Origin of the sequence: Rhodococcus sp. O3 (genome assembly GCF_048897285.1) — a bacterium.
Lineage (GTDB): Bacteria > Actinomycetota > Actinomycetes > Mycobacteriales > Mycobacteriaceae > Rhodococcus.
In genome coordinates this window covers 1-8,772 of sequence record NZ_JBMBTE010000165.1, presented here as the reverse complement: position 1 = coordinate 8,772, position 8,772 = coordinate 1, and the positions used below count along the sequence as shown (strand labels likewise).

The following is an 8,772-nucleotide window of genomic DNA, read 5'->3' as shown; positions in this document are numbered from 1 at the left end:
GCGCGAGCCCGGTATCGCCGTCATCGCCGAGGTCAAGCGGGCCAGCCCGTCGAAGGGCGCGCTCGCCGACATCGCCGATCCGGCCGAACTCGCCAAGGCCTACGAGGCCGGAGGAGCGCGCGTGATCAGCGTGCTCACCGAGGAGCGCCGCTTCCACGGCAGCCTCGCCGACCTCGACGCGGTCCGCCGCGCCGTGCGAATTCCGGTGTTGCGCAAGGACTTCATCGTCGGCCCGTACCAGATCCACGAGGCCCGCGCGCACGGTGCCGACCTCGTGCTGCTGATCGTCGCCGCGCTCGAACAGCCCGTGCTGACCTCCCTCATCGACCGCGTCGAGTCGCTCGGTATGACCGCGCTCGTCGAGGCGCACACCGAGGAGGAGGCGACCCGCGCTCTCGAGGCCGGCGCGACCGTCATCGGGATCAACGCCCGCAACCTCAAGACCCTCGAGGTCGACAAGGGCACGTTCGCGCGGATCGCGCCGGGCCTGCCCAGCGACGTCCTCAAGATCGCCGAGTCCGGTGTGCGGGGTCCGGCGGACCTGCTGGCGTACGCCGGTGCCGGTGCCGACGCCGTACTCGTCGGTGAGGGTCTCGTGACGAGCGGCGACCCCCGCCAGGCGGTCGCAGAACTGGTCACCGTGGGTACGCATCCGTCCTGCCCGAAGCCGGCACGCTGACCGACGGGACCCTCCGAACGACGATCGGACAGCCGCGCGGTGTCCTCACTGCGCGGCTGTCCGTGTCGTCGACGGATACCGGTGCGCGCGGACGTCTTCGGCCGAGGACGCACCGCGAACTGCGCGGGTGACCCGACGGCACGGCGGGTGCGGTGGTGGGGCAGACTGAACACGTGACTGCAGACGATTCCGTCCTCTCGGCCAAGGGCCGCGGCCTCCCCGTCATGAGCGAAGCCGTGTCCGTCCCCACCGCGCACGAACCGGACGCCAAGGGACATTTCGGGGTCTTCGGTGGCCGCTACCTTCCCGAGGCGCTCATGGCCGTCATCGAAGAGGTCACCGCCGCCTACGAGAAGGAACGCACCGACCCCGGTTTCCTCGCCGAGCTCGATCGTCTCCAGCGCGACTACACCGGCCGGCCGTCACCGGTCTACGAGGCCACCCGGCTCAGCGAACACGCCGGCGGTGCGCGCCTGCTCCTCAAGCGCGAAGACCTCAACCACACCGGCTCCCACAAGATCAACAATGTGCTGGGGCAGGCCCTGCTCGCCAAGCGCATGGGCAAGACCCGCGTCATCGCCGAGACCGGCGCCGGTCAGCACGGCGTCGCCACCGCGACCGCGTGTGCCCTGCTCGGCCTCGAATGCCTCGTCTACATGGGTGAGGTCGACACCCAGCGGCAGGCCCTGAACGTGGCGCGCATGCGCCTGCTCGGTGCCGAGGTCATCGCCGCCAAGACCGGTTCGCGCACCCTCAAGGACGCCATCAACGAGGCGATGCGCGACTGGGTCACCAACGCCGACAACACCTACTACTGCTTCGGCACCGCCGCCGGGCCGCATCCGTTCCCGGCGATGGTCCGCGACTTCCAGCGCATCATCGGGCTCGAGGCGCGCGCCCAGGTGCAGGCCCACACCGGTCGCCTGCCCGACGCGGTCGTCGCCTGCGTCGGTGGTGGTTCCAACGCCATCGGCATCTTCCACCCGTTCATCGACGACCCGTCCGTCAAGCTCGTCGGCATCGAGGCCGGTGGCGACGGCGTCGAAACCGGACGGCACGCCGCGACCATCGGCGGCGGCACGCACGGCGCCCTGCACGGCGCGTACTCGTACCTGCTGCAGGACGAGGACGGCCAGACCATCGAATCGCACTCGATCTCCGCGGGTCTCGACTATCCCGGTGTGGGACCGGAACATTCGTGGCTTGCCGACACCGGCCGTGCCGAATACCGGTCGGCCACCGACACCGAGGCGATGGACGCGTTCAAGCTGCTGAGCCGCACCGAGGGCATCATCCCCGCCATCGAATCGGCCCACGCCGTCGCCGGGGCGCTGAAACTCGGTCGCGAACTCGGCGAGGGAGCGATCATCCTGGTGAACATCTCGGGCCGCGGCGACAAGGACGTCGACACCGCCGCCAAGTGGTTCGGCTACCTGCCCTCCGACAGCACCGACACCGAAGGAGCCGCGCAGTGAGCGCACCGCACGAACGCCTCTCCGCCATCTTCGCGACCTGCCGCGCCGAGAAGCGCGCCGCGCTCGTCGGGTACCTGCCGATCGGCTACCCCACGGTCGAGAAGTCCATCGAGGCCGTCACCGCGCTCGTGGAGGGCGGCTGCGACCTCGTCGAGGTCGGCATCCCCTACAGCGATCCCGTCATGGACGGCACCACCATCCAGAACGCCGCCACCGAGGCGCTCGCCGCCGGGGTCCGGGTGCGGGACGTGTTCCCGGCGGTCAAGGCGGTCACCGACGCCGGTGGCGCCGCCGTCGTCATGACCTACTGGAACATCGTCCTCAAGTACGGCGTCGAGAACTTCGCGCGCGACCTCGCCGCCGCGGGCGGGCTCGGCATCATCACCCCGGACCTGATCCCCGACGAGGCCGCCGACTGGATCGCCGCGTCCGACAAGTACGGGCTCGGCCGCATCTTCCTGGTCGCCCCGTCGTCGACCAACGAGCGGCTCGCGATGACCCTCGACAACTGCCGCGGGTTCGTCTACGCGACGTCGACGATGGGCGTCACCGGTGCCCGCGACAACGTCGACAACCGCGCACCGGAGCTCGTCGCGCGGGTGCGGGCCCACTCCGACATCCCGGTCGGGGTCGGTCTCGGTGTCCGCAACGGCGCCCAGGCCGCGGAGATCGCCGGATACGCCGACGGCGTCATCGTCGGTTCCGCGCTCGTCACCGCCGCGGGTCAGGGCCGCGACGCGCTGCTCGAGCTGACACGCGATCTCGCGAAGGGAGTGCGCTCGGCTACCGTGGCACCGTGACCGACACGACCACGTTCCTCGCCTATCTTCCCTCGCCGCCACAGGGCGTCTGGTATCTCGGGCCGGTGGCCCTGCGTGCCTACGCCCTGTGCATCATCGTCGGCATCGTCGTCGCGATCGTGTGGGGCGACCGGCGCTGGGTTGCGCGCGGTGGTGAGAAGGGCACCGTCCTCGACATCGCGGTGTGGGCGGTGCCGTTCGGCCTGATCGGCGGCCGGCTCTACCACGTCGCCACCGACTGGCAGAAGTACTTCGGCGACGGTGCCGATCCGATCGATGCCCTGAAGATCTGGGAAGGCGGCCTCGGGATTTGGGGCGCCGTCGCGTTCGGTGCGGTCGGCGCCTGGATCGGCTGCCGTCGCCGTGGAATCCCGCTGCCCGCGTTCGGGGACGCCCTGGCGCCCGCGATCCTGCTCGCCCAGGCCATCGGCCGGCTCGGCAACTGGTTCAACCAGGAACTGTACGGTCGCGAGACGACGCTTCCGTGGGGCCTCGAGATCTACGAACGCCGCAACGACGCCGGTCAGGTGTCGCCCGGCCTGATCGACGGTGTCTCCACCGGGCAGGTGGCCTCGGTGGTGCACCCCACGTTCCTGTACGAACTGCTGTGGAACGTGCTGATCGTCGTGCTGCTCGTCGTGGTGGACCGCCGCTTCCGGATCGGGCACGGCCGGCTGTTCGCCCTCTACGTCGCCGGATACTGCCTGGGCCGGTTCTGGATCGAACTGATGCGCACCGACGCCGCCACCCAGATCGCGGGCATCCGCATCAACTCCTTCACCTCCGGCATCGTGTTCGCGCTCGCGGTCGCGTACTTCGTCTTCGCCCGCAAGGGCCGGGAGGCTCCCGAAGAGCTGAAGTCGACCCGTGGCCGGACCCCGGACTCCGAGGGCGGGACCGACGGTGCGGTGACCGCCGGTAACAGCGCGGTCCGGAAGGGCGATGAGGACCCGCGGGGGGCCGACGACAAGGCAGTCGACGACAAGGCAGTCGACGACAAGACGGCCGACGACGAGACGGCCGACGACAGGGCAGCGGACGACAAGTCGACCGAGAAGCCGGTCGAGGAGGCCGGCGGGTCGAAGAAGGCGGACCGCTGACCCCCTGCCTGACCGAACCCGGGAGCGAGTCGCCGGTAAGGTCTGACACATACATCGACCACGAGGGGGATCACCAGTGACAACACCGGATCCGGCTGCTTCCGACCCGAATTCGGGCCGCCCGATCGATTTCGGCAAGAAGGAATCCGGCCCTGCGGACGCGCAGTCGAACCCGAACTTCGGACCCGGGTTCGACTACGACGCGACCGCGCAGGCATCTCTCTCGGAGCCGCCGCCGACCTCCGAGTCCACGGCAGCGTCCCCGGGCACCGCCGGTCCGGGCTGGGATACCTACTCGGGCATCGGCAACGGTCCGGGCTGGGGCACCACGCCCAGCTACCCGCCGCCGTCCGACTACTCGTCGGCACCGCAGCAGCCCGGCGGTTCGGCCGGTCCCGTCTACGGCACCCCGAACCCGCAGTACCCGATGGGTGACCAGGCCGGTTACGGCGCACCGGGCGGATTCGGGGGACAGAACCCGCCTCCGCCGTCGCCGCAGCCCTACGGTGCCGCGCCCGGCTATGGTGCCGCGCCCGGTTACGGTGCGGCCCCCGGCTACGGCCCGGTTCCGGGTGGAACGCCCGGCTACGGCTTCGCCGACCCCTCGGCGCCGTACGGTCGTGATCCGCTCACCGGCGAGCCGTACTCGGACAAGTCGCGGATGACCGCGGGTCTGCTCGAGATCCTCCTCGGCGCATTCGGCGCCGGCCGGTTCTATCTCAACCAGCCGGGCCTGGCGATCGCGCAGATCGCGGTGGTGTGGCTGACCTGCGGGCTCGGTGGCATCTGGCCGTTGATCGACGGCATCATGATGCTCACCGGCAAGGTTCGGGACGAGCACAACCGGCCGCTGCAGCCCTGATCGAAGTACCCGAACAAGGCACGTCTTCTCGCGGAGGGCCCGGCTGCGCATGCTCGCGCAGCCGGGCCCTCCGCGCGTAAACTGACGCCCACGGGCCACGATCCCCGGCATTCCCGGGCGGAGCCGATCGGCCCATCCCCGCCGCTGCACCGCCCGTTGTGGCGACCCCCCCGGGGGCCGCCGCCCCGACGCGCGACGCGTCACCCCCGCACCGTCCGCCCCGGTGGAGGTGACAGCAGTGCTGTACTCCGCGATTCCCGCCGCCCGCGGTCTGTACGACCCGGCGCTGGAATCGGACTCGTGTGGGGTCGCCGCGATCGTCGACATCCAGGGCCGCGCCGGTCACGACATCGTCGTCGACGCGATCCGCGCGCTGCAGAACCTCGCGCATCGCGGGGCGTGCGGGCGCGAACCGGCCACCGGAGACGGCGCAGGCATCACCCTCGCGGTCCCCGCGGCGCTGTTCGACGCGGTCACCGACTTTCCGCTGCCGCCGCCCGGCCGATACGCCACCGGCCTGTGCTTCCTGCCCCGCGATCCGGACGACCGGGCGCGCGCCCGCCGTCGCATCGAGAATCTCGCCGCTGCCGAACACCTGGAGGTCCTCGGCTGGCGTCCGATGCCGGTCGAACCCGAACGCGCCGGGATCGGCGTCACCGCGGACGGGTGCCGCCCGCACATCGACCAGTTGTTCGTCGCCGCGCCGGCCGCCGCGGGGGTCCGGCCGGGCGGACTCGACCTCGATCGGCTCGTCTACCCGCTGCGTCGCCGCGCCGAGCGGCCCGGACCCGACGATGCGCCGGCGGTGTACTTCCCGTCGCTGTCCGCGCGCACGATCGTCTACAAGGGGATGCTCACCGCCGAGCAACTTGCACACTTCTACCCGGATCTGCGTGATCCGCGCTGCGTCAGCGCGATCGCACTGGTGCACAGCCGCTACTCGACCAACACGTTCCCGTCGTGGACGCTCGCGCAGCCGTTCCGGTACAGCGCGCACAACGGCGAGATCAACACCATCCGTGGCAACCGGAACCGGATGCGGGCCCGCGAGCCGGCGCTGCGCACCCCGCGGATCGCGGGCGACCTCACTCGGCTCTTCCCGATCTGCAGCCCGGGCGGGTCGGACTCGGCGACGCTCGACGAGGTGCTCGAGCTACTGCACCTGTCGGGCCGGTCGCTGCCGCACGCGGTGACCATGATGATTCCGCCCGCGTGGGAGAACGATCCCACGCTCGACGCCCGGCGCCGCGGATTCCACCGGTTCCACGCGGCGCTGCTCGAGGCCTGGGACGGGCCGGCGTGCCTGCCGTTCACCGACGGCCGCGTCTTCGGCGCGGTTCTCGACCGCAACGGGCTCAGGCCGGGCCGCTGGTGGCGCACCCTCGACGACCGGGTCGTCTTCGGCAGCGAATCCGGGGTGCTGGATCTGCCACCCGACCAGATCGTCGAGAAGGGCCGGCTGGAACCGGGCCGGATGTTCCTCGTCGACACCGGCGCCGGGCGCGTCGTGCCGTCCGACGAGCTCCTGGCCGGGCTCGCCCGCACCCACCCCTACCGGCACTGGCTCCGCGCCGGCCAGGTCGCCCTCGCCGACCTGCCGCGCCCGGATGCCCGCCCCCGCACGTGCACCGCGACCCCGCAGGCCCACCGGTTGTTCGGGTACACCCGCGAGGACCTCGACGTGCTGCTCGCCCCGATGGCCGGCACCGGCCGAGAACCCCTGGGCTCGATGGGCAACGACACCCCACCCGCGGTGCTGTCCCCGCGACCGCGCCTGCTCTACGACTACGTCACCGAGATGTTCGCGCAGGTCACCAACCCGCCGTTGGATTCGATCCGCGAACGCATCGTCACCACCACCGCCGTCGCCGTCGGACCCGAGGACAACCTGCTCGCCTGTTCGCCGGAAGCGTGCCGCCGCCTGCTGCTGCCCGGCCCGGTGCTCACCGCCGACGAACTCGACACGGTCCGCACCCTCACCGCGGACGGACCGCACCCGGCGCTCGCGACACGGGTGCTGCCGGCCCTCTTCTCCGCCGACGGACCGTCGGGTGACGCCCTGGCCGCCGGTCTCACCGCCCTGTGCCGGGCCGCGGACGACGCCGTCGACTCCGGGTTCGGGTTGCTCGTCGTCACCGACCGCGGCGCCGGACCGGACTCGGTTCCGATCCCGTCGCTGCTCGCGGTCTCCGCGGTGCACCACCACCTGATCCGGACCGGTCGCCGGACCCGCGTGGGCCTGCTCGTCGAAACCGGCGACGCCCGCGAGGTGCACCACGTCGCCGCCCTGCTCGGTTTCGGAGCCTCCGCGGTGTGCCCGTACCTGGCGTTCGACACCGTCCGGGCGCTCGCCGTCGCTGCCGGTGACGATCCGGACACCGCGGCCTCCAACTATCGGCACGCGCTGGTCGCGGGGGTGCTCGAGGTGATGTCGAAGATGGGTATCTCCGTGCTCGGCTCGTACGTCGGGGCACAGACCTTCGAGGCGGTCGGGCTGGGCCGCGACGTGATCGACACGTACCTGCCCGGTACCGCCTCGCGGATCGGCGGAGCCTCGCTGAGCGACCTTGCCGACGACGCACGCGCACGGCACTCCGCCGCCTATGGCGAATCCGACTCGGGCACAGAGGAACTCGATAGCGGCGGGGTCTACCGCTATCGCCGCGACGGTGAGCCGCACCTGTTCACGCCCGAGACGGTGTTCCTGCTGCAACACGCCACCCGCAGCGGCCGGGCCGACATCTTCGCCCGCTACAGCGACGAGGTCGACCGGCTCGCCGCGGCCGGGGGCGCCCTGCGCGGACTGCTGGGCTTCCGCACCGGTGTGCACCCGCCGATCCCCGTCGAGCAGGTCGAACCCGCGGAACGGATCCTCACCCGATTCGCCACCGGCGCAATGAGCTACGGATCGATTTCAGCCGAGGCGCACACGGCCCTCGCGGTCGCGATGAACCGGATCGGGGGACGTTCGAACTCCGGGGAGGGTGGGGAGGACCCCGATCGGCTCGGGGATCCGCTGCGCCGCAGCGCGGTCAAGCAGATCGCCAGCGGACGCTTCGGGGTCACCGCGGAGTACCTCGCCGACGCCACCGACCTGCAGATCAAGATGGCACAGGGAGCGAAACCCGGTGAGGGAGGGCAACTTCCCGGCGGGAAGGTGTATCCGTGGATCGCCCGCACCCGGCACAGCACCCCCGGGGTCGGCCTCATCTCGCCCCCACCGCACCACGACATCTACTCGATCGAGGATCTCGCCCAGCTCATCCACGACCTGCGCTGCGCCAACCCGCGGGCCCGCATCCACGTCAAACTCGTCAGCGGCGTCGGGGTCGGCATCGTCGCGGCCGGCGTCGCGAAGGGGCACGCCGACGTGGTGCTGATCTCCGGACAGGACGGCGGCACCGGCGCGGCGCTGCTCACCGCGCTCGCGCACTCCGGCACCCCGTGGGAGATCGGGCTGGCCGAAACCCAGCAGACCCTCGTGCTCGGCGGCCTGCGCGACCGCATCACCGTCCAATGCGACGGCGGGCTGCGCACCGGCCGCGACGTGCTCGTCGCCGCGCTGCTCGGTGCCGAGGAATACGGCTTCGCGACCGCGCCGCTCGTCGTGCTCGGTTGCATCCTCATGCGGGTCTGCCACCTCGACACCTGCCCCGTCGGAATCGCCACCCAGAACCCGGAGCTGCGCGAAAAGTTCACCGGCCGCGCCGAATTCGTCGAACAGTTCTTCCGTTTCGTGGCCGAGGACGTGCGCCGCCGCCTCGCCGAACTCGGGTTGCGCAGCCTCGACGATGCGATCGGCCGCGTCGATCTGCTCGAACCCGCCACCGCTGTCGCGCACTGGCGTGCCGCCGGA

Annotated in this window: 6 protein-coding genes; all 6 read left to right on the top strand. The window is 71.3% G+C overall.

Annotated elements, in window-relative coordinates; genetic code table 11:
• Positions 1–679: indole-3-glycerol phosphate synthase TrpC (gene trpC, locus ACN675_RS26105; RefSeq protein WP_420753591.1), on the top strand; the 679-nt coding region annotated here is incomplete at its 5' end.
• 224 nt (positions 680–903) lie between these two features.
• Positions 904–2,154 carry a tryptophan synthase subunit beta gene (gene trpB / locus ACN675_RS26100; RefSeq protein WP_197251702.1) on the top strand — a complete coding sequence of 417 codons (1,251 nt, stop codon included), beginning with the start codon at positions 904–906 and terminating at the stop codon, positions 2,152–2,154.
• Entirely contained in the window at positions 2,151–2,954 is an 804-nt protein-coding gene (trpA, locus tag ACN675_RS26095) for a tryptophan synthase subunit alpha (RefSeq protein WP_420753590.1), read from the top strand. Before trpB ends, trpA begins: the two co-directional genes overlap by 4 nt.
• Complete coding sequence (gene lgt, locus ACN675_RS26090; protein WP_420753589.1) at positions 2,951–4,054, top strand: prolipoprotein diacylglyceryl transferase; 1,104 nt, start codon at positions 2,951–2,953, stop codon at positions 4,052–4,054. Before trpA ends, lgt begins: the two co-directional genes overlap by 4 nt.
• Positions 4,055–4,130: 76 nt before the next feature.
• Complete coding sequence (locus ACN675_RS26085) at positions 4,131–4,916, top strand: NINE protein (RefSeq protein WP_420753588.1); 786 nt, start codon at positions 4,131–4,133, stop codon at positions 4,914–4,916.
• Between the two features lie 238 nt (positions 4,917–5,154).
• On the top strand, positions 5,155–8,772 hold a 3,618-nt coding region (gltB, locus tag ACN675_RS26080; RefSeq protein WP_420753592.1), incomplete at its 3' end, for a glutamate synthase large subunit.